Source organism: Kitasatospora sp. cg17-2, assembly GCF_054031055.1.
In genome coordinates this window covers 6,029,175-6,046,673 of sequence record NZ_CM132923.1, presented here as the reverse complement: position 1 = coordinate 6,046,673, position 17,499 = coordinate 6,029,175, and the positions used below count along the sequence as shown (strand labels likewise).

At 71.8% G+C, this 17,499-nt stretch carries 14 protein-coding genes and 1 riboswitch; of the genes, 12 read left to right on the top strand and 2 right to left on the bottom strand.

What is annotated here, in order from left to right; translation table 11 throughout:
- On the bottom strand, window positions 1-1,299 hold the full coding sequence (locus ACW14Y_RS25535; RefSeq protein WP_380304999.1) for an extracellular solute-binding protein: 1,299 nt from the start codon (window positions 1,297-1,299) through the stop codon (window positions 1-3).
- 336 nt (window positions 1,300-1,635) lie between these two features.
- Between ACW14Y_RS25535 and ACW14Y_RS25530 the strand changes: the two genes are divergently transcribed.
- The 4 genes from ACW14Y_RS25530 (at window position 1,636) to ACW14Y_RS25515 (ending at window position 5,595) form a co-directional block, all read left to right on the top strand.
- The gene (locus tag ACW14Y_RS25530) at window positions 1,636-2,433 is read left to right on the top strand and encodes a GntR family transcriptional regulator (protein WP_266271407.1); all 798 of its coding nucleotides are present in this window, start codon (window positions 1,636-1,638) and stop codon (window positions 2,431-2,433) included.
- 292 nt (window positions 2,434-2,725) lie between these two features.
- The gene (locus ACW14Y_RS25525) at window positions 2,726-3,007 is read left to right on the top strand and encodes a DUF3311 domain-containing protein (protein ID WP_266312845.1); all 282 of its coding nucleotides are present in this window, start codon (window positions 2,726-2,728) and stop codon (window positions 3,005-3,007) included.
- Window positions 3,004-4,617, top strand: coding sequence for a monocarboxylate uptake permease MctP (gene mctP, locus ACW14Y_RS25520; protein ID WP_380436511.1), 1,614 nt, complete (start codon window positions 3,004-3,006; stop codon window positions 4,615-4,617). The genes ACW14Y_RS25525 and mctP overlap by 4 nt, the downstream gene beginning before the upstream one ends.
- Before the next feature lie 168 nt (window positions 4,618-4,785).
- Window positions 4,786-5,595, top strand: coding sequence for a histidine phosphatase family protein (locus ACW14Y_RS25515; RefSeq protein WP_266271404.1), 810 nt, complete (start codon window positions 4,786-4,788; stop codon window positions 5,593-5,595).
- Between the two features lie 47 nt (window positions 5,596-5,642).
- On the opposite strand, the gene ACW14Y_RS25510 is transcribed toward ACW14Y_RS25515, so the two are convergent.
- Window positions 5,643-6,614, bottom strand: coding sequence for a helix-turn-helix domain-containing protein (locus ACW14Y_RS25510; protein ID WP_030392877.1), 972 nt, complete (start codon window positions 6,612-6,614; stop codon window positions 5,643-5,645).
- A 93-nt stretch (window positions 6,615-6,707) separates the two neighbouring features.
- Between ACW14Y_RS25510 and ACW14Y_RS25505 the strand changes: the two genes are divergently transcribed.
- The 8 genes from ACW14Y_RS25505 (at window position 6,708) to ACW14Y_RS25470 (ending at window position 17,489) form a co-directional block, all read left to right on the top strand.
- Window positions 6,708-7,079, top strand: coding sequence for a hypothetical protein (locus ACW14Y_RS25505; RefSeq protein WP_380304992.1), 372 nt, complete (start codon window positions 6,708-6,710; stop codon window positions 7,077-7,079).
- Entirely contained in the window at window positions 7,022-7,516 is a 495-nt protein-coding gene (locus ACW14Y_RS25500) for a GNAT family N-acetyltransferase (RefSeq protein ID WP_380304990.1), read from the top strand. Before ACW14Y_RS25505 ends, ACW14Y_RS25500 begins: the two co-directional genes overlap by 58 nt.
- Before the next feature lie 97 nt (window positions 7,517-7,613).
- Window positions 7,614-8,630, top strand: coding sequence for a DUF2510 domain-containing protein (locus ACW14Y_RS25495; protein ID WP_380304988.1), 1,017 nt, complete (start codon window positions 7,614-7,616; stop codon window positions 8,628-8,630).
- Between the two features lie 227 nt (window positions 8,631-8,857).
- Window positions 8,858-10,891, top strand: coding sequence for a glycosyltransferase family 2 protein (locus tag ACW14Y_RS25490; RefSeq protein WP_380436509.1), 2,034 nt, complete (start codon window positions 8,858-8,860; stop codon window positions 10,889-10,891).
- Window positions 10,891-12,294, top strand: a complete 1,404-nt coding sequence (locus ACW14Y_RS25485) for a glycoside hydrolase family 26 protein (RefSeq protein ID WP_456983610.1) — start codon at window positions 10,891-10,893, stop codon at window positions 12,292-12,294. Before ACW14Y_RS25490 ends, ACW14Y_RS25485 begins: the two co-directional genes overlap by 1 nt.
- Before the next feature lie 96 nt (window positions 12,295-12,390).
- Window positions 12,391-13,644, top strand: coding sequence for a GH12 family glycosyl hydrolase domain-containing protein (locus ACW14Y_RS25480; protein WP_380304982.1), 1,254 nt, complete (start codon window positions 12,391-12,393; stop codon window positions 13,642-13,644).
- A gap of 61 nt (window positions 13,645-13,705) precedes the next feature.
- A riboswitch (cobalamin riboswitch) is annotated at window positions 13,706-13,867 on the top strand.
- A 185-nt stretch (window positions 13,868-14,052) separates the two neighbouring features.
- Window positions 14,053-16,473, top strand: coding sequence for a ribonucleoside-diphosphate reductase subunit alpha (locus ACW14Y_RS25475; protein ID WP_380305016.1), 2,421 nt, complete (start codon window positions 14,053-14,055; stop codon window positions 16,471-16,473).
- Window positions 16,474-16,493: 20 nt separating this feature from the next.
- The gene (locus ACW14Y_RS25470) at window positions 16,494-17,489 is read left to right on the top strand and encodes a ribonucleotide-diphosphate reductase subunit beta (protein ID WP_380305013.1); all 996 of its coding nucleotides are present in this window, start codon (window positions 16,494-16,496) and stop codon (window positions 17,487-17,489) included.
- The last annotated feature ends 10 nt before the right edge of the window (window positions 17,490-17,499 follow it).

The following is a 17,499-nucleotide window of genomic DNA, read 5'->3' as shown; positions in this document are numbered from 1 at the left end:
CTACTGCTTGGCGTTGAGACGCTTGGCGATCTCGTCGTCCGCCTTCTTGGCGGCGGCGGCGTAGTCGCCGGTCAGGGCCGCGGTCAGGAACTCCTTGATCGGGTTCGGGTCGTTCTCGACGCTCGCCCAGTTCGGGGTGGTCGGGGTGATGCCACCGACGCCCGCGGCCAGCTTCGCGGCCGAGGCGAAGTCGCCGACGACCTTGTCGTTCAGCGAGGCCTTGTTCGGGATGAGACCCGAGGCGGCGACCGCGCCCTCGTTCTTGTCGTTGAGGGCGACCTTCAGGAAGTCCTTGGCCATGTCGGTGTTCTTGCTGGCCGAGGCGACGGCCAGGTTCGAGCCACCGAGGAACACGCCGGAGGGCTTGTCGGCGGTCTTGCCCGGGAGCGGGAAGAAGCCGATCTTGTCCTTGGCCAGGGCCTTCTCGTCCGGGAGCTCCCAGCCGAGACCGATGATCGAGCCGACGTCACCCTTGCCGAAGACGTCCTTCTGCTGCGGCTTGGCCTCGTCCTTGTCCTTCGCACCCGTGGCCGAGTAGCTCTGGAGCTTCTTGTAGGTCTCGAAGGCCTTCTGCGCCTCGGGGGACGACAGACCGCCGGTCCACTTGTCGCCGTCCTTCTTCGCCAGCTTGCCGCCCTCGCTGGTGAGCAGACCGAAGTAGACGTACCACTCCTGGCCCGGCATGTAGATCGGGTCGGCGACGCCCTCGGTGGTCTTGAGCTTCTCCAGCGCGGTGTAGAACTCGTCCAGGGTCTTCGGGACGGTCAGACCGGCCTTGGCCCAGATGTCCTTGTTGTAGGACACGACGCGGTTGGTGACGTACCACGGGGCGGCGTACTGCTTGCCGTCCAGGATCGCCGACTCGCTCTGGTTGGCGGCCCAGTCGGCACCGCCGATGGCGGCCTTGTCCTTGGTGATGTCCAGCAGACCACCGGTGGCGGCGTAGCCCGCCGTCTGGGTGTTGCCGACCTCGAGGACGTCGACGGAACCCTCGGAGAGCGCGGCGGTGACCTTGGGGCCGATGCCGGTCCACTCCTGGATCTGGAAGTCGACCTTGGAGCCCGGGTAGGTGGACTCGAACTCGGCCTTCACCGAGTCCTCCCAGCCCTTGGGGGCCGAGCCGGTCATCAGCCACACCTTGAGCGTCTTGCCGTTGTAGTCCTTCTTGCCGTCGGCCGCGGCGGACGACTTGCCGGACGCCGAGTTGTTGCTGTCGTCCTTCTTGGCGTCCGAGCCACAGGCCGCGAGACCAACAACCATGGCCGCGACGCCGACTGCCGCGATGAGCTGACGCTTCACGCCATCCTCCTGAGGGATGCCTGGTTACCCCCGTCGGGTGGCAGCGGCATACCCACACGAGGTGGGAGGAATGGTGCCGCGGACTCCATCGAACGGTGGGGGGGATTCATAGTGACCGGCCTAGTGGTGTAGACCAGATGCCTGGAGCTTGGCCTAGACCAATGGGCCTGTCAACGGCTGTTCGACCGATCCGGACCACCCGTTATCAAGCCGACACCGCACATCGTTCATCGCGTGATGAGGTATTCGTTCCGTAGCCATACATGCAACGATGTGAGCCGTTAATGAAGTGGCGAGGCCCCGCGCGGGCCCCGCGAGAAGCGGGAGACACGTCCGATGAGCAGCGACGGGGGCAGCACGGCCCAGGTCAACGACCCCCAGGTGAAGAGCCTCGCCGCCCAGGGCGGCACGGACCCGACCGCCAGGGTGCCGAAGTACTACGGCCTCAAGCGCCACCTGCTGCAGCTCACCGAGACCCAGCCCGCCGGTACCCCGGTACCGCCCGAGCGGGCACTGGCGGCGCAGTTCGACACCTCGCGCACCACCGTCCGGCAGGCGCTGCAGGAGCTCGTCGTCGAGGGGCGGCTGGAGCGCATCCAGGGCAAGGGCACCTTCGTCGCCAAGCCCAAGGTGGCCCAGGCCCTCCAGCTGACCTCCTACACCGAGGACATGCGCGCCCAGGGACTGGAGCCCACCTCCCGGCTGATCGAGATCGGCTACATCACCGCCGACGACCGGCTGGCCCCGCTGCTGGACATCAAGCCCGGCGGCCGGGTGCTGCGGATCGAGCGCCTGCGGCTGGCCAACGGCGACCCGATGGCCATCGAGGTGGCCCATCTGTCCGCCAAGCGCTTCCCGGCCCTGCGCCGCAACCTGGCCAAGCACAACTCCCTCTACACGGCCCTGCGCGAGGTCTACGGGGTGACCGTGGCCGAGGCCGAGGAGACCATCGAGACCACCCTGGCCGACCCGCGCGAGGCCGGACTGCTCGGCTCCGACCTCGGCCTGCCGATGCTCCAGCTGTCCCGGCACTCCTTCGACGCCGAGGGCGACCCGGTCGAGTGGGTCCGCTCGATCTACCGGGGCGACCGCTACAAGTTCATCACCCGCCTCCAGCGGCCCGAGCCGGCGTAGCGAACGCGCTCCCGCACCACCCCCACTGCTTCCGGGCCCCGGCGTACGCGCCGGGGCCCGCGGTGTTCCCGGGGCGCGCGGCGGGTCCGGATGGCGGGAATCTGCACCGATCCGGTGACATGGATCACGCGATGCTCTAGATTCCGCATCCATACTGACTGCCGATCACCAGTGGTGCTGCTCGGCGGGCCACGGGGCTGTGCGGTCCCCCGCGGCTGCGGCGCCGGCGAGGTGAGACCCTCCGGAGCGGAGCCGAACCATGTCGTCCGATCTCGACACCGACCGACCTGTCATGCCCGAGCCAGAAGAGCCACCGGGCCACGCCCTGCCGGCGGTGACCCCCGAGCGGGTGCTCGCCGTGCTCGCCCTGCTGGTGCCGATCGTCGCGATGCTCTGGGTGGGCTCGTACGACAAGCTCGACCCCGAGGCGGGCGGTGTCCCCTTCTTCTACTGGTACCAGCTGCTCTGGGTGCCGGCCTCGGCCGTCTTCACGGTCGCGGCCTACCTGCTGATCAACCGCGACGAGAAGGCCCGCCGGGCCGCCCGCGCCGGGACGGCGGGTGAGGTCCGGTGAACGGGGTCAACGTGCCCGCGCTGACGGTCTTCGTCCTCTTCTTCCTGCTGGTCACCGTGATGGGCTTCCTGGCCTCCCGGTGGCGGCGCGCCGACAACGCCCACCACCTGGACGAATGGGGCCTGGGCGGGCGCAGTTTCGGGACCTGGGTCACCTGGTTCCTGCTCGGCGGCGACCTCTACACCGCCTACACCTTCGTGGCCGTGCCCGCCGCGGTCTACGCGACCGGTGCGGCGGGCTTCTTCGCCGTCCCCTACACGATCGTCGCCTACCCGCTGGTCTTCCTCTTCCTCCCCCGGCTCTGGTCGGTCTCCCGGGTGCACGGCTACGTCACCCCCGCCGACTTCGTGCGCGGGCGGTACGGCTCCCGGCCGCTGTCGCTGATGGTCGCGCTGACCGGCATCCTCGCCACCATGCCGTACATCGCGCTCCAGCTGGTCGGCATCCAGGCGGTGCTGGACGTGCTGGGCGTCGGCGGCGGCGCGAACGCGAACTGGTTCGTCAAGGACCTGCCGCTGTTCATCGCCTTCGGGGTGCTCGCCGCGTACACCTACTCCTCCGGGCTGCGCGCGCCGGCGCTGATCGCCTTCGTCAAGGACGCCCTCGTCTATGTGGTGATCATCGTCGCGGTGATCTACATCCCGATCCGGCTCGGCGGCTACGGCCACATCTTCGACGCGGTCGGCGAGAAGTTCGCCGCGCCCAAGTCCGGCGGCTCGCTCACCGTGCCCGAGAACAAGCAGTGGACGTACGCGACGCTGGCGCTCGGCTCGGCGATGGCCCTGTTCATGTACCCGCACTCGGTGACCGGGGTGCTGGCCAGCAAGTCCCGCAACACCGTGCGCCGGAACATGGCGATCATGCCCGCCTACTCGCTGATGCTCGGCCTGCTGGCGCTGCTCGGCTTCATGGCGATCGCGGCCGGCGTCGGCAAGGGCGACAAGGGCTTCAACACCCAGCTCTCGGTGCCGCAGCTGTTCGAGAACATGTTCCCCGACTGGTTCACCGGCGTCGCCTTCGCCGCGATCGGGATCGGCGCCCTGGTGCCGGCCGCGATCATGTCCATCGCGGCGGCGAACCTCTTCACCCGCAACGTCTACAAGGAGTTCCTGCGGCCCACCGCCACCCCCGCCGACGAGACCCGGGTCGCCAAGCTGGTCTCGCTGCTGGTCAAGGTCGGCGCGCTGGTCTTCGTGCTCGGCATGGACAAGCAGGCGGCGATCAACCTCCAGCTGCTCGGCGGCCTGTGGATCCTGCAGACCTTCGTCTCCATCGTCGGCGGCCTGTTCACCCGCTGGTTCCACCACTGGGCGCTGCTGGCCGGCTGGGCGGCCGGCATGGTCTACGGCACCTGGCAGGCCTACGGGATCGCCAGCCCCAAGACCAAGCACTTCGGCGGGAACGCCGCCGAGATCCCCGGCATCGGCGAGTTCGGCTACATCGGCCTCACCGCCTTCGTCCTCAACCTGCTGGTGGCGGTGGTGCTCACCGTGGTCCTGCGCGCCGTCAAGGCGCCCGACGGGCCGGACGAGACCCGGCCGGGCGACTACAGCGCCGAGAGCGGCGACGTGGAGCCGAAGAACGCGCCGGAGCCCGTGGCAGCGCACTGATACGTGCTGTGCGCGCCCTGTGTTCGCGCCGTCCCCTCCGTCAACACTGGAGGGGACGGCGCGATCATATGTATGAACGGCCGCGTGATTTGGGCACCACACCAGGGCACCAACCAGACCGGACCGACAGTCGGCCGGCAACTGATCGACCCACGGGGAGCGGCGGCAATGGCAGAACTCGGCACCACCCTCAACGGCCAGCACCACCACACCGACGGACGGCACCGGACGGCCGCCCCGCACCGGCCCGCCGGTGCCACCGCGGCCCCCGGCCTGTCCTCCGTCCCCTCCGTCCTGATCGCCACCCGCCACGGCGAGTCCACCGCCAACGTCGAGTTCCAGCTCGCCGAGGCGGCCGGCGCGCTCAGCGTCCCGATCAGCTGCCGGGACGCGGACATCCCGCTCTCGATGCACGGCCAGCAGCAGGCGCAGGCCCTCGGCCGCTGGTGGGCCGGACTGCCCAGCCACGACCGGCCGCGCAGCGTCTGGTGCTCGCCGTACGTGCGCACCGCCGAGACCGCCCGGATCGCGCTCGCCCAGGCCGCCGGCCTCGGCGCCGTCCCGGTCTCGCTCTCCGTCCGCTACGACGAGCGGCTGCGCGACCGCGAGCTCGGCGTCCTGGAGATGCTGACCCGGGCCGCCATCGAGGCCGAGCACCCCGGGGAGGCGGCCCGGCGGCGGAAGATGGGCGAGCTGTACTACCGCCCGCCCGGCGGCGAGTCCTGGGCCGACGTGGCGCTGCGGGTGCGCAGCGTGCTGCGCGACGTCTGCGCCGAGGACGCCGGGCGGCCGGTGCTGCTGATCGCGCACGACTGCACGGTGCTCATGCTCCGCTACGCGCTGGACCGGCTCTCCGAGGAGCAGCTGGTCGCGCTGGAGCCGGTGCGCAACTGCTCCACCAGCCTCTGGCGCGCCGAGGCCGGCCGGCTGCGGCCGGAGCTCTGGAACGGCACAGGGCACCTGGAACGCGCGGACTGAACGGGGGCGGCGGGCCCGGGGTCCGGGCCCCGGGCCCGCCGAGGCCCTCAGGCCCGGACGGCGACCCTGGCGGCGGGCTCGGCGAAGCAGCGCCGGTAGGCCAGCGGCGTGGTGCCGAGCCGGCGGCCGAAGTGGTGCCGCAGGGTGGCCGCGTTGCCGAAGCCGCAGCGGGCGGCGATGGTGTCCACCGGCTCGCTGGTCGACTCCAGCAGCCGCTGGGCGAGCAGCAGCCGCTGCCCGATCAGCCAGCGGTGCGGGGTGGTGCCGGTCTCCTGGTGGAAGCGCCGGGCGAAGGTGCGCGGCGACATGTGGACCCGGGCGGCCAGTTGCTCGACGGTCGACTCCTCGTCCAGGTGGTGGCGCATCCAGTCGAGCAGCGGGGCCAGCGAGTCGCCGTCCCCCTCCGGCAGCGGCCGGTAGACGAACTGCGCCTGCCCGCCCTCCCGGTGCGGGGCCACCACCATCCGGCGGGCGATGCCCCGGGCCACCTCGGCGCCCTGCACCCGGCGGACCAGGTGCAGACAGGCGTCGATGCCGGCCGCCGTACCGGCGGAGGTGATCACCGGGTCGTCGTCCACGTAGAGGACGTCCGGCTCGACCGTGGTCCTCGGGTACCGGGCGGCCAGTTCGGCGCTGTACCGCCAGTGGGTGGTGGAGCGGCGGCCGTCCAGCAGTCCGGCGGCGCCGAGCACGAACGCGCCGCTGCAGATCGACAGCACCCGGGCGCCCCGGGCGTGGGCCGCCCGCAGCGCGTCCAGCAGCGGTTCCGGGTACTCCCGGCTGATGGTGGTGGCCGTGACCACCACCAGGTCGGCGGCGGCGATCCGCTCGGGGCCGTGCGGGACGTCGATGGTGAAGCCGGCGTGGGTGCGGTGCGGGCCGGGGCGGGGGCCGGCGATCGCGAAGTCGTAGCCGGGCAGTCCGTCCTCGGTCCGGTCCAGGCCGAACACCTCGCAGGCCACCCCGAGTTCGAAGGGGTGGACCTCTTCCATCACGACCGCGACCACGTTCTTGAGCATGCCGACAGGGTAGCCCCGGCGTTGGCAGTTTTTCGATGCATTCGGGCATTACTGCCACTCGTCCCGCGCCAGTGCCGACGGGAGAGTGGAGACATGGATTCCGACACGCTCGCCAGCGCACTGGCCCTGCTCGGGACGGTCGGGGGATTCGGCCTGCTCGGTGCCCTGATCGGACGCGAGGTGACCGCGCAGAAGGCCACCGGACGCGACAACTGGCACCGCCAGGGGGGCTACCCCGTCGACCCCGCCCTGCCCGACCGGCTCTACGGCACCATGCCCGCCGCCTCGCTCCGCCCGTCCGCCGACCCCGCCACCGACCCCGTCCGCACCGCCGCCACCGCCCCCACCGGCGACGATGCCGCACCCCCGCTCACCGTCCTCCCCGGCGGCTCGGGCAGACTGGCCGGATGGACATCGTCATCCGCCCGGCCCGGTCCGAGGAGTTCGAGGAAGCCGGCCGCATAACCGTCGAGGCGTTCGTCGGCGACGGCCACACCGCGGCCGACGGCGACTACGTCCACCGGCTGCGCGACGCGGCCCGCCGGGCCGCGGAGGCCGAGCTGCTGGTCGCGGTCGACGCGGCCGCCGGTACCGTGCTCGGCTGCGTCACCTTCGCGGTCGGCGGCACCACCTGGGCGGACATCGCCACCCCCGAGGAGGGCGAGATCCGGATGCTGGCCACCGCGGCGGCCGCCCGCGGGCGCGGCGTCGGCGAGGCGCTGGTCCGCGCCGCGCTCGCCCGCAGCCGTGAGCTCGGTCTGGCCGGGATGGCGTTCTCCACCCAGCCGGCGATGACCACCGCCCACCGGATCTACGAGCGGGTCGGCTTCGGCCGCGCCCCCGAGCGGGACTGGTCGCCGGTGCCGGGCGTCGATCTGATGGTCTACAGCATGCGGTTCTGAGCGGCCGTCCGGCGCCGGCCGGACGACTTCCGAGGCCAGGGTTGCGATCCGCCGGAGGGTATGACGATCGGATTTGGGCGCTGCTAGGATCCGCCGCATGACGACGGGGAACACGCCGGCTGGCTGGTACGACGATCCTTCCGGCCAGGCCAATACGGAGCGCTGGTGGGACGGTTCCGCATGGAGCGGCCGTACCCGGCCGAAGTCCGCGGCCGACGCCGCGACGGTGAGCTCCTCGGCCGGCGGCGCCGCCGGCCAGGGCGCGCCGGGCGCGTTCGGCCCCGCTCCCTCGGTCTCCGCGACGCCCACCGTGGTCACGCCCGCCGCCGCCCCGGCCGCACCGCAGCCGTTCACGCCGACCTCCGTCGTGTTCGAGACCGTCGAGCCCAACACCGGCCGCCGCAAGCTGCTGCTCGGCGTCGGCGCCGTCCTGCTCTCCGTGGTCATGGCCGGCGCCGGCTACGTCGTCGGCCACCGGACCGCCGACAAGCCCGCCACCCCGCAGGCCGGCGGCAGCGCCGGCCCGACCTCCACCGCCGACCCCAAGAGCCCCAACGGCTTCATGGGCGCCACCCTGACCGGCGGTCAGCAGTTCCCCGGCGGGAAGCAGGTGACCGGCCAGGAGTCGAAGATGAACTTCCTGCTGCCGGCCGACTGGCAGGTCCAGAGCGACGCCAAGAACCCCACCGACGTGCGCTACGCGGTCTCCCCGTACGCCTGCGTCGGCCACGGCAGCGGCGCCTGCACCCGCGGTCTGGTGGTCCAGAACCTCCGGGTCTTCAACGGCGGCTGGGCCGACCCGAAGTCCATGGTCCTCGGCATGGGCCAGCTGCTCTACAACACCCGCTTCGGCTCCGACGCGCCCACGCCGCCCGAGCCGCTGAAGCAGTCCGCCGTCAAGATCCAGGGCATGGACGGCTACCTGGCGCTCTGGCACGTGCCGATGTCCAGCGGCTCCTCCACCCCCGACGCCTACTGCGGCGTCCTGGAGGTGACCCCGGCGGCCGGTGCCACCACCGTGCCGGTCCTGCAGATCTGCCTCGACCAGGCCACCGAGGCCCCGGCCCTGACGCTGATGGACCAGATCGCCAACTCGGTGAAGATCACCCCCTGATCCGGAGACATCCGGACGAACAGCGTCCGGACACTCCCCCCGGCCCCCCGATGACCCGTCACCGGGGGGTGCCCTTATGCTCACTAGCGGCCATCGGACCCGTCGCCCACACGGCGGGACCACCGGACCCGTCGCCCACACGGCGGGCACCGCGAACGCACCGGCCAGGACGAGGACAACCGCAGCCGACCCGGTCACGGGACGGCCCACAACGGGGGATTGGGCTGGTGGACTCCACCGACGAACGGACTGCGCCCACCGGCGGCCGACGCGGACGAGGACGCCACAGCAGGCTCCTCCCCGAGGCCCCGCACGAGCGGCGCGCGACCCGCAGCCAGTCCCGCAACGCCTCGGCCCGGCGCAACTACCTGGCCTGCGCCGAGGCCACCGGCCCGCTGCGGGACGGCGAGGGCGTCGACACCGTCCGCTACCGCGCCGTCTCCTCGCCCGGCGTCAAGGTCGTGCTGACCCTGCTGGTCGCCCTGAACGCGGTGGCCGGCCTGGTGTTCGTCGGCTGGCTGCTGCTGCCCTCGCACATACCCGGGCCGGGCGTCGGCTGGTCCCCGGACTGGCGGATCAACGTCGCCCGGATCTGCTTCTGCGCCGTGGTCACCGTCGAACTGGTGCGGCTGGTCCAGAACCTCGCGGTCTGGGTGTTCGCCTTCCGCGCCAAGGACCCGATACCCGTCACCGCCCGGCCCGGCCTCAAGGTCGCGGTGCTCACCACCATCGTGCCGTCCAAGGAACCGATCGAGATCGTCGAGCAGACCCTCGCGGCCATGCTGGAGATCGAGTACGACGGCGAGGTCGACGTCTGGATCCTCGACGAGGGCGACGACGACCGGGTGAAGGCGATGGCCGCCCGGCTCGGCGTGCACCACTTCAGCCGCAAGGGCCGCCCCGAGTACAACCGGGCGGAGGGCGAGTTCCGGGCGAAGACCAAGTCCGGCAACCACAACTCCTGGCGGGCCGAGCACGAGCACAAGTACGACGTGGTGGCCCAGATGGACCCGGACCACGTCCCCCTGCCGTGCTTCCTGGAACGCACCCTCGGCTACTTCCGCGACCCCGACACCGCCTTCGTGGTCGCCCCCCAGGTGTACGGCAACATGTACGACAACTGGGTCGCGCACGGCGCCTCCGTGCAGCAGTACCTCTTCTCCGGCCTGGTCGAGCGCGGCGGCAACGGCATGGACGCGCCGCTGCTGATCGGCACCAACCACCTCTACCGGCCCGCCGCCTGGCAGCAGATCGGCGGCTACCAGGACTCGATCATCGAGGACCACCTGACCAGCATGCGGGTGCAGGCCACCGAGAACCCGGCCACCGGACGCCGCTGGAAGGGCGTCTACACCCCCGACGTGCTGGCCGTGGGCGAGGGCCCGACCTCCTGGACCGACTACTTCAACCAGCAGAAGCGCTGGGCGTTCGGCATCTGGGAGATCCTGCTCAGGACCCGGCTGCGCAAGGGCATCCGGCTGCGCACGCGCCAGCGGGTGCTGTACGGGCTGGTGCAGTTCTACTACCCCAGCGTGGCCGTGACCACCGTCCTCGGCAGCCTCGCCACCGCCGTCTACCTGGCCTGCGGGATCACCTCGATCCAGCTCGACACCGTGCTCTGGACCTCGCTCTGGGGTGCCAGCATGGGCAGTTGGTTCCTGCTCTGGCTCTGGCTGCGGCGCTTCAACCTGGCCGCCCACGAGCGGCGCGAGATCGGCATGGCCGGCATGGGCCTGGCCCTGTTCGCCGGACCGGTCTACCTCGCGGCCGCGATCGCCGCGCTGCTGCGCCGCCCGCTGGCCTACGCGGTGACCGCCAAGGGCGATCTGCGCAGCGCCGAGCGGCTGTCGACCTTCCGGCTGCACCTGCTGTGGGCCGCCGTCGCGGCCGGGCTGCTCGCCGCGAGCTTCACCCTGCACCACGGCATCTGGCTGCTGCGGTTCTGGGCGGGCCTCAGCATGTTCACCGGCATCGCGCCGCCGGTGATCTCCTTCGTCAGCGCGCGGCGGATCGCCCGGGCCGAGCGCCGGGCCGCCGCCGGGCTGCCCGCCCCGCGCCGTGCCGTCGGCACCGACGCCGACACCGTCGGTGCCGATGACGACATGGACGACATGGACGACATGGACGACGAGCCCGCCGGACCCGCCGGACCGGACGAGGACGGAACAGCCGCGGGAGGCCCCGGGACGGGCCCCGAGCGGGAACTCGCGGAACTGCTGGAGCCGGCCCCGGCCGGCGGCGGCCGGAAGGGCGGCCGCTGATGCTGCGGATCACCGTGCCCCGGATCGTCGGCCTGCTCGCGCTCGCGCTGCTGGCCAGCTACGCCTTCGTGCTGGCGCCGAAGTACAACGCCCGCCACGCGCCCGAGCCGTACGCCTTCTCCGGCAAGGCGCCGACCGCGATGCCGGACTGGCTGGTCGCCGCGCTGGCCGCGCCGGCCCCGACCGCCGCCGCTACGCCCGCCGACACCCCCGCCCCCGCTCCCGATCCGACGGCGGGCGGCGAGGAGACGGCCGCCCCCTCCCCGGCCCCCGCCGAACCGGCCCCGGCGCCGGCCCCCTTCCCGGCCCCCGGCGGCGCCTTCATGGGCCTCATGACCAAGGCCGGCCCCTACGACCTCGCCCCGGTCGAGGAGTTCGCCACCGCCGTGAAGCACAACCCGAACGTGCTGGAGTTCTCGGTCGGCTGGTGGGACAAGCGGTTCGACCGCCGGGTCTTCGACACCGTGGCCGAGCGCGGCATCATGCCGATGGTCGCCTGGGAGCCCTGGGACTTCCACAAGGAGTCCAAGGTCGACAAGCTCCGCGGCGAACAGCCCGACTACGCGCTGAGCCGCATCGTCGGCGGCGAGTTCGACCCCTACATCAAGCAGTGGGCGGAGGGCGTCAAGAACCTCGGCTACCCGATCGCCCTGCGCTTCGCCCACGAGATGAACGGCTACTGGTACCCGTGGGCCGAGCAGGCCAACGGCAACCGGCGCGGCCAGTACGTCCAGGCATGGAAGCACGTCCACGACCTCTTCCGGCAGGCCGGCGCCGACAAGGTGGTCTGGGTGTGGAGCCCGAACATCGACTACGAGAACGCCACCCCGCTGGACTCGCTCTACCCCGGTGACGACTACGTCGACTGGATCGGCCTGTCCGGCTACTACGGCACCGTCGGCCTGGAGAAGTACGCCTCCTTCGAGCAGATCTTCGAGCCGACGCTGAAGAAGCTGCGGGCCTTCAGCCAGAAGCCCGTGGTGATCACCGAGACCGCCGCCACCGACAGCTCCGGCCAGAAGGCCCGCTGGATCACCGAGATGTTCGAGCAGTTGCCCCGGCACCCGGACATCATCGGCCTGATCTGGTACGAGGCCGTCAAGGAGGTCGACTGGCGGGTCACCGCGTCCGGCCCGGCCAGCGCCGCGTACGCCGCCGGGGTGTCCGCGCCCCGGTACGCCGGGCAGTGGACCGTCCGCTCGCAGCCGCTGCTCACGGTGCCGCCGCCCGCTCCGCCCGCCACGCCGCCCGCCGCCACGTCCACGCCCTCGGCCCCGGCCCCGACCTCGCCGAGCGCCAGGCCGACCGGCGGCACCGGCACCAAGCCGTCCGGGGGCACCGTCCCGCCCCGGAAGCCGACCACCACCAAGCCCCGGAGCTCCCCGTCGGCCGAGGCGGGCTAGCCCCCGACCGACCGGGGCCCGTCCGCCCCTCGAAGGCCGCCAGGCACCGGCCGGCCCGCACACCGAACACCAGTACCCCGTTGGGAGGCGAAGAGCATGCTCCGCCCGTTCCTGCCCGGCCCCGGGCGTCCCCGGCCGCGCGCCTGGTGGTGGCTCGCGCCCACCGCCCTCCTGGTGCTCTGCCTGTGCGCCGTGCTGATCCCGCGCGAGAGCGCCCCCTCGACCGCCGCCGTCGCCCCGCCGCCGCCCCCACCGCCGCTGAGCTCGGCCGAGCCCGGCGAGCTGTGCTCCACCGCGCAGAACCGCTACCCCTCGCAGCCGGTGGACTCCGGGCGCTACGTCATCAACCCCAACGAGTGGAACGCCACCGGCGGCCTGTGCGTGCACGGCGGCAACGACGGCGCCGCCTTCACCGTCACCCGCAGCGCCGTCGCCCGCGGCAACCTCACCGACCCGGCCCGCGGCCCCGGCGCCTACCCCCACATCAGCACCCCGCTCGGCAGCGACGGCGTCAGCCCGCTGCCCATCGCCGTCGACAACCTGCGGTACGCCACCAGCACCTGGCGCACCACCCAGGTCGACGGCGGCGTCTGGAACGCCTCCTACGACCTCTGGTACAGCACCACCCGGGGCAGCTGCTCCTTCACCGAGAGCGCCGAGGTGATGATCTGGCTGCGCGGCAACGGCACCTCGCCGTTCGGCAAGCAGTCCGGCGAGCTGCGCAGCGGCGGCCAGGCCTACCGGGTGTACGAGGCGCCGAAGAAGAGCAGCCACACCCTGATCACCTACGAGGCGGCCTCCGCCACCAACGTCGTCACCGACCTCGACCTGCGCGCCTTCACCCGCGACGCGGTCCAGCGCGGCTACGTCCCGGCCGGCTCGTACCTGTGCGCCGTCCAGGCCGGCTTCGAGATCTGGGAGGGCGGCGCGGGCCTCGGCACCGACGCGTTCTCGTTCGAGGTCGCCGCGGGCCGCCCCAGCGGCGCGATCACCTCCGCGGTGCCCGGCTACTGCCTGGACAGCCGGGTGGCCGGCGACCCGGCCGCGGTCGGCGCCGCCACCTGCGACGGCTCCCCGGCGCAGAGCTGGACCATGGGCGAGGACGGCTCGGTCGGCCAGGCCGGACGCTGTCTGGAGGACCCCGACATCGGGTTCCCGGTCCTCACCGGCTGCACCCGCCGGCCCGATCAGCGGTGGCGCTCCACCGACGGCGGGCAGCTGCTGAACGAGGACTCCGGGAAGTGTCTGGAGAACCCCGCGACCGGCCCCACGGGCACCGGGAACGGCTCCCAGGTACGGATGCGGCTGTGCGCCGCCAAGCCCGCCCAGGAGTGGCACAGGCCGGTCTGAGGGGCGCCGAAAGCCCCCGCAGCCTATCGCACCCGACCCGCGACACGCAGCGCCGCGACACTACATGTGGGGCTTCGTCGGACGAGCGCCACTAGATGTATGCTCACTCCTGCTGTCGAAGCAGGGGAACCCGGTGCGAATCCGGGACTGCCCCGCAGCGGTGTGCGGCCTCCTCCCGAGGGGGCCCGCGAGTCCGAGTACCTGCCGACAGCGTGCCGGCGCCTCCCCGCAGAGGCCATGCGCACCAGCACCATTTCCGGGCCTCGCGGGCGGGCCGGGGACGAATCGCGAGCGGCGCCCACGGGTCCGCGCGGCGTACTCCCCTGCCCCGAACGGCCCGGCCCCCGATCCACCGCCGTCGACCGCCGCCAGGAGAGAAGCGCCTTGACCACCGCTGCCTCAGTCGTCCTGCCCGCCCAGGGTTCCAGCTCCGTCCCCGTCGACCCGACGGTCGCCGACCCGGGCGGTGCGCTCCTGCGCATCCTCACCGACCGCAGCGCCGACCTCCCCCAGGTGGACCCCGGTCACGTCGCCGCCGCCGCGCTCCGCGGCCGCCACGCCGGCTCGGACTTCGCCGAGCTGCGCGGACTCGCCGTCGACGCCGCCGCGTCGATGATCGCCGAGGACCCGCAGTACTCGAAGCTCGCGGCCCGGCTGCTCGCGCTGGAGATCGTCGACGAGGCGGCGACCCAGGGCGTGGTCTCGTTCTCCACCTCGATCGCCGTCGGCCACGCCGAGGGCCTGATCGGTGACACCACCGCCGCCTTCGTCGCCAAGCACACCGCCACCCTGGACGCGCTGATCGACGCCAAGGGCGACGACCGCTTCGAGTACTTCGGCCTGCGCACCGTCCAGAGCCGCTACCTGCTGCGCCACCCGATCACCCGCAAGGTCGTCGAGACCCCGCAGCACTTCCTGCTCCGTGTCGCCTGTGGCCTGGCGGTCGGCGACACCGAGCAGTCGGTGCGCGAGGTGGCCGAGCTGTACCGCCTGATGAGCCGGCTGGAGTACCTGACCTCCTCGCCGACCCTCTTCAACTCCGGCACCCGGCACCCGCAGATGTCCAGCTGCTACCTGCTGGACTCGCCGCTGGACAACCTGGACTCGATCTACTCCCGCTACGCGCAGATCGCCCGGCTGTCCAAGCACGCCGGCGGCATCGGCCTGTCCTACTCCCGGATCCGCTCCCGCGGCTCGCTGATCCGCGGCACCAACGGCAAGTCCAACGGCATCGTGCCGTTCCTGCGCACCCTCGACTCCTCGGTCGCCGCCGTCAACCAGGGCGGCCGCCGCAAGGGCGCGGCCTGCGTCTACCTGGAGACCTGGCACGCGGACATCGAGGAGTTCCTGGAGCTCCGCGACAACACCGGTGAGGAGGCGCGCCGCACCCACAACCTGAACCTGGCGCACTGGATCCCGGACGAGTTCATGCGCCGGGTCAACGCCAACGCCGACTGGTCGCTGTTCTCCCCCGCCGACGTCCCCGAGCTGGTCGACCTGTGGGGCGCCGAGTTCGACGAGGCGTACCTGAAGGCCGAGCTGGCCGGCAAGGCCGTCCGCACCATCCCCGCGCAGACCCTCTACGCCCGGATGATGCGCACCCTGGCGCAGACCGGCAACGGCTGGATGACCTTCAAGGACGCCTCCAACCGCGCCGCCAACCAGACCGCGCTGCCCGGCCGCACGGTGCACAGCTCCAACCTCTGCACCGAGATCCTGGAGGTCACCGACGACTCCGAGACCGCGGTCTGCAACCTCGGCTCGGTCAACCTCGGTGCCCACGTCGCCGCCGGCGCCACCGCCGCCGACCTGCTGAACGCGATGGACTGGGACCGGCTGGACGCCACCGTGCGCACCGCCGTCACCTTCCTCGACCGCGTGGTGGACATCAACTTCTACCCGACCCCCGAGGCCGGCGCGTCCAACAACCGCTGGCGCCCGGTCGGCCTCGGCGTGATGGGCCTGCAGGACGTCTTCTTCCAGCTCCGCCTGGACTTCGACTCCGCCGAGGCCAAGCAGCTCTCCACGCTGATCGCCGAGCGCATCATGCTCACCGCCTACGAGCGCTCCGCCGACCTGGCCGAGCAGCTGGGCCGGCACGAGGCGTACGAGGAGACCCGCGCCGCCCGCGGCGAGCTGCACATCGACCACTTCCCGAGCGCCGCGCCCGAGTGGGCCGACCGCTGGGAGGCGCTGCGCGCCCGGATCGCCGCGACCGGCCTGCGCAACTCGCTGCTGCTGGCCATCGCGCCGACCGCCACGATCGCCTCGATCGCCGGTGTCTACGAGTGCATCGAGCCGCAGGTGTCCAACCTGTTCAAGCGCGAGACCCTCTCCGGCGAGTTCCTCCAGGTCAACCCGTACCTGGTGCGCGAGCTCAAGGAGCTCGGCGTCTGGGACCAGCAGACCCGGGACGCGCTGCGCGACGCCAACGGCTCGGTGCAGGAGCTCGGCTGGCTGCCCGAGGAGGTCCGTTCGCTGTACCGCACCGCCTGGGAGCTGCCGCAGCGCGCGCTGATCGACCTGGCCGCCGCCCGGATGCCGTACATCGACCAGAGCCAGTCGCTGAACCTGTTCATGGCCGCGCCGACCATCGGCAAGCTCAGCTCGATGTACGCCTACGCGTGGAAGGTCGGTCTGAAGACCACCTACTACCTGCGTTCGCGCCCGGCGACCCGGATCGCCCAGGCCGCGTCGGGCACCGCCCGCGCCGCCGCGCCGGTGCCGGCCCAGACCGTCACCGTGGGCGCCCCGACCCTCACCCCGGAGGAGGAGGCCGCGCTGGCCTGCTCCCTGGAGAACCCCGAGTCCTGCGAGGCCTGCCAGTGAGCACCCCCGACCGCGAGAAGATGCTGCTCGACCCCGGTTTCGAGCTGACGCTGCGCCCGATGCGCTACCCGTCGTTCTACGACCGGTACCGCGACGCCATCAAGAACACCTGGACGGTGGAGGAGGTGGACCTGCACTCGGACGTCGCCGACCTGGCGAAGCTGAGTGAGGGCGAGCGGCACATGATCGGCCGGCTGGTCGCGTTCTTCGCGACCGGTGACTCGATCGTCTCCAACAACGTGGTGCTGAGCCTGTACAAGCACATCAACTCCCCGGAGGCGCGGCTGTACCTGAGCCGTCAGCTGTTCGAGGAGGCGGTGCACGTCCAGTTCTACCTGACGCTGCTGGACACCTACCTTCCGGACCCGGAGGACCGCAACGCGGCCTTCGCCGCGGTGGAGAACATCCCCTCCATCCACCAGAAGGCCCAGTTCTGCTTCAAGTACATGAACGCGGTCGACCACATCGACTCGCTGCAGACCAAGGACGACCGGCGGGCCTTCCTGCTGAACCTGATCTGCTTCGCGGCGTGCGTCGAGGGGCTGTTCTTCTACGGCGCGTTCGCGTACGTGTACTGGTTCCGCTCGCGCGGCCTGCTGCACGGCCTGGCGACCGGGACCAACTGGGTCTTCCGCGACGAGTCCATGCACATGGACTTCGCGATGTCGGTGGTCGACACCGTCCGCGAGGAGGAGCCCGACCTCTTCGACGAGAAGATGGCGCAGCAGGTGACGGAGATGCTGGAGGAGGCCGTCGAGGCCGAGCTCCAGTTCGCCCAGGACCTGTGCGGTGACGGCCTGCCCGGCATGAACACCGCGTCGATGCGGGAGTACCTGCAGGCCGTGGCCGACCAGCGGCTCGCCCGCCTCGGCATGCCGATCCGGTACGGCTCGACCAACCCGTTCGGGTTCATGGAGCTCCAGAACGTGCAGGAGCTGACCAACTTCTTCGAGCGCCGGGTGTCGGCGTACCAGGTCGCGGTCGAGGGCTCGGTCGCCTTCGACGACGAGTTCTAGACCGCGGCCG

Coding starts and splice junctions, on each gene's coding strand:
- ACW14Y_RS25505 (WP_380304992.1), top strand. CDS start 6,708: ATGGATTCCGACACGCTCGCCAGCGCACTGGCCCTGCTCGGGACGGTC.
- ACW14Y_RS25500 (WP_380304990.1), top strand. CDS start 7,022: ATGGACATCGTCATCCGCCCGGCCCGGTCCGAGGAGTTCGAGGAAGCC.
- ACW14Y_RS25510 (WP_030392877.1), bottom strand. CDS start 6,614: ATGCTCAAGAACGTGGTCGCGGTCGTGATGGAAGAGGTCCACCCCTTC.
- ACW14Y_RS25495 (WP_380304988.1), top strand. CDS start 7,614: ATGACGACGGGGAACACGCCGGCTGGCTGGTACGACGATCCTTCCGGC.
- ACW14Y_RS25480 (WP_380304982.1), top strand. CDS start 12,391: ATGCTCCGCCCGTTCCTGCCCGGCCCCGGGCGTCCCCGGCCGCGCGCC.
- ACW14Y_RS25485 (WP_456983610.1), top strand. CDS start 10,891: ATGCTGCGGATCACCGTGCCCCGGATCGTCGGCCTGCTCGCGCTCGCG.
- ACW14Y_RS25525 (WP_266312845.1), top strand. CDS start 2,726: ATGCCCGAGCCAGAAGAGCCACCGGGCCACGCCCTGCCGGCGGTGACC.
- ACW14Y_RS25530 (WP_266271407.1), top strand. CDS start 1,636: ATGAGCAGCGACGGGGGCAGCACGGCCCAGGTCAACGACCCCCAGGTG.
- ACW14Y_RS25470 (WP_380305013.1), top strand. CDS start 16,494: ATGCTGCTCGACCCCGGTTTCGAGCTGACGCTGCGCCCGATGCGCTAC.
- ACW14Y_RS25515 (WP_266271404.1), top strand. CDS start 4,786: ATGGCAGAACTCGGCACCACCCTCAACGGCCAGCACCACCACACCGAC.